Source organism: Pseudoalteromonas sp. Isolate6, assembly GCF_022398435.1.
GTDB classification, from domain to species: domain Bacteria; phylum Pseudomonadota; class Gammaproteobacteria; order Enterobacterales; family Alteromonadaceae; genus Pseudoalteromonas; species Pseudoalteromonas galatheae.
In genome coordinates this window covers 1-3011 of the sequence record NZ_JAKEVK010000324.1, presented here as the reverse complement: position 1 = coordinate 3011, position 3011 = coordinate 1, and the positions used below count along the sequence as shown (strand labels likewise).

At 45.4% G+C, this 3011-nt stretch carries 2 protein-coding genes; both read right to left on the bottom strand.

Features of this window, described 5'->3' with window-relative positions:
* Positions 1 to 146 precede the first annotated feature (146 nt).
* Positions 147 to 995, bottom strand: a complete 849-nt coding sequence (locus L1D50_RS22415) for a hypothetical protein (protein ID WP_239966879.1) — start codon at positions 993 to 995, stop codon at positions 147 to 149.
* Positions 995 to 3011 (bottom strand): hypothetical protein (locus L1D50_RS22410; protein ID WP_239966878.1); only part of this gene is annotated, 2017 nt, incomplete at its 5' end. The genes L1D50_RS22410 and L1D50_RS22415, both read right to left, overlap by 1 nt.

Genomic DNA, 3011 nt, shown 5'->3' with positions numbered 1-3011 from the left:
CTTCGTCATAGTTGAGCGGGTGATAAACTGTATCAGTTGTCGAGCACCTTCAGGGCTACTACCTTCAACACTTCCTCGGACTTCTAGAACACTGAAGTTTGTATTTAATAACAGACTGTGCTTAGTTTGATGCGGTATTACTATGCTCATAGTATCGGCCACCGAGAATTATTAAAGTATAGATAGTCGCCCTCGTGCAGAAATGTAGATGACTGCTCCCTAGATGAGTGCACGGCAAATTCTAAATCCGGAAATGTGCCAATGACCTCATTACCTGAGTACAACCCAATGTTTGTCCATACATTCCAAAGAACTTGTCTTCCAGGGTTGCGCTTGCACGAACTTGGCCATACTGACGTAAGTACATCATTAGTCATCGTGTTTGGGTTCGTTTTGATTGGGATTTTTGTTTTTACAACAAGCGGTGTGACACCTGACCCCCTATTAGATAAAAACTGTAATTCGTCATGGTCTAGCCAATTGGGGTTGGCAGCCAAACAAATATAGAGGTCATCAAAAGTCGCGCAATTTAGTTTCCCTATTACAGAAACCATTGAGTAACTGTTGTTTAGGTCAGTTTGTAGAAAATAGGCAGTTTCCGTATTGGCCAGCAGCACCCATTTATTAGAACGTTTATCGATACTTTGGTTGGAATAACTGTTTTCAGGAATGCGAATGTGCCAATCAGCATAACTATGCGACGACACAGGCGTTTCTATATCTGTCCACGCATCAATAGCGCCAAGCAAGGCGGCTGAGTCTCGTAAATAGGTGTTGCGGCCATCATCATAGATTAAATAATACCACTTGTTGCTTGCAGGGCTAATGATTAGGTTACTGAAGTTGTCGCTATGTTCGTGCAATTGCCAACCAGCACTAGGTTTACCGTCGTAGCCATTAACCAAGCATTTTAATAGTAGGTTTGCTAATGCCCCTTTATTTGTTGATAGCACAGGTGCACCTACATCGTCCCACTTATACATTTTAAATGCCATTAGTCTTTACTCCCTCTAAATCCAAGCGTGGATTTGTCATATTTAATTTCGGTATGCCCGGGGCTTACCGAGCGTGTCAGCATAACTGGCTTACTTGCAGTGGTGGTTTCAAATAAAAACGCTTCGCCTGGGTTTAGCCCTGAGCCTAGAGCCTCTTTGCGTAAAACAAAAAATGGTGAGCCTGCATTGGCATTAATGGGTGTGCAGTCGCTGATAGTATTGCCGTAATAAATGATGCCTACATGCTCGCCAACTACATAAAACGCAGTRGTGCTGGTAAATACWATKGCCCARCGCTGGGCAATGGTGCCAAGGTTGCTCAGCTCRATTGGGTATTGTGTGGTGTTGATTGCGCTCGATGCCGGAGAGCCAAAATCACCAAAGTTATTTTGCCAAGCACTCAGAGTCCGCTCGTCTTTGGTCAGCGCTTGTAAGTCGCCGAGCACATAGGCGCTAGAAACGGTTGCGCCAACGTCATATGTTCTTTTCAGYGGCGAGAGTATCTTTAGTGTGTCGTTCTCTATGGCATCCACCAAAACCAGCTCACTGAGCACTACAGTTATGATGAACGGGCCAGAAAAGTTAGCAATGCCAGGTTTGATTGTGACTTTACCAGAGGCTTTGTCATAGCTGTAATTGTCATCATTGGCGCTGTAGAGCGATAGGCCATCATTATCAACAATATCTACCCAGTTAGCGTCAACGGTTACCGTTAACTCTTGGCCATTACTCAGTGTTGCGTGTTGGGTCCGGTTACGGTCTTGAACGCATACAAGGTTGAACTCGTGAAATATCGGCACATAGCCGCCTTCCGGTAGTTTGCTGCGGTCAATGCCACCTGGTGGGCTAGGCACATTGATAATGGTGAGTTCATCATAATCATAGGTGATAGATTCCTGCACCATATCTACCGCAAACACCAGAGAAACCGTGCCATTACTACTTACTGAGCCAGATATATTAGTACCTGTGATGTTGCCGTTGTCATCGCTAGATGCACTATATTCAGTGCCTGCCTCAGACGTTGCGCGAATATAAATACTATTGCGAGCAAATGATTGAGACGGTAACGCAAATTCGATTTCTCGCAGTGAAAGTGGCTTTAACTGAATTAACGCGCCCAGTTCTTCGCTTACCGTCCCACTATAATCGATTGGCTCTAACTCAGTAATTACGCCTGTATCATAATCAATCGTCGCGATAATGTAGCCAGAATGGATAAATCGACCACTACCATCATCCGTGATTATTTGGCTAGAGCCGGATTTTTTTAGCTTAACCGTCCCTTTAACAATGGTTTCTGTCGCACCTAATGTGATGTTTTGACTTGAGGCAAATGAATGAAACCTAAAATCCAGCTTTGATAAGTAGTAGATCCAAAGAAAGTAACCGCTAGGCAAATATCTTCCTTCGTACGCTTCCCCTGATACCACCGTGCCGTTGATGGTGTGCTGCCGCCACAGAGAAAACCACGAATGCTCGCGCACAACAACTCTCGTGTAATCAAGCAATAAGTCTGGGATATCAATACTAAACTCACTGAGGTTGCCAAATGACTCAATCGTTTTGTATCGATAGCCCGTTACATCGCTATCACTGTCCAGCTGTGGTCTCAGTCCTTGTTTAGACTGAGTGCGAGTAACACTTGGCGCTAAGGAGCGCTGCAAGTCTCGCACTCTTAGGTGCAGTTCGCCGCTTTGATATGGCGATGTTAAATGACTCAACCCGTGGTACTTGGTCGCGCTTGCAGTCATAAGCTCCAACATATCTTCAAGCAGCGAGTCGTCGCGTAAATCTGGAGACTCAACCAATAGCGTGCTGACCAGCGGGTCTTCTGGTTGGTCGGCTATGAATACATGTGCATCCGATAGTTTTGTTGCATCATCGCTTCCTACCGCAGGGTAAAGCTTGACCAAATCAAAGGCGCTGCGCGCATGGTCTACGTCGCTGATTGAGCTAAACACATCATTTAGCTTTCCGCTAATCACCGCGTTGTTGGTGCGCGTTGTTGGTGCG

Bases quoted from the DNA above. Each gene is read 5' to 3' on its own strand.
- L1D50_RS22415 (WP_239966879.1), bottom strand. From the start codon at position 995: ATGGCATTTAAAATGTATAAGTGGGACGATGTAGGTGCACCTGTGCTA.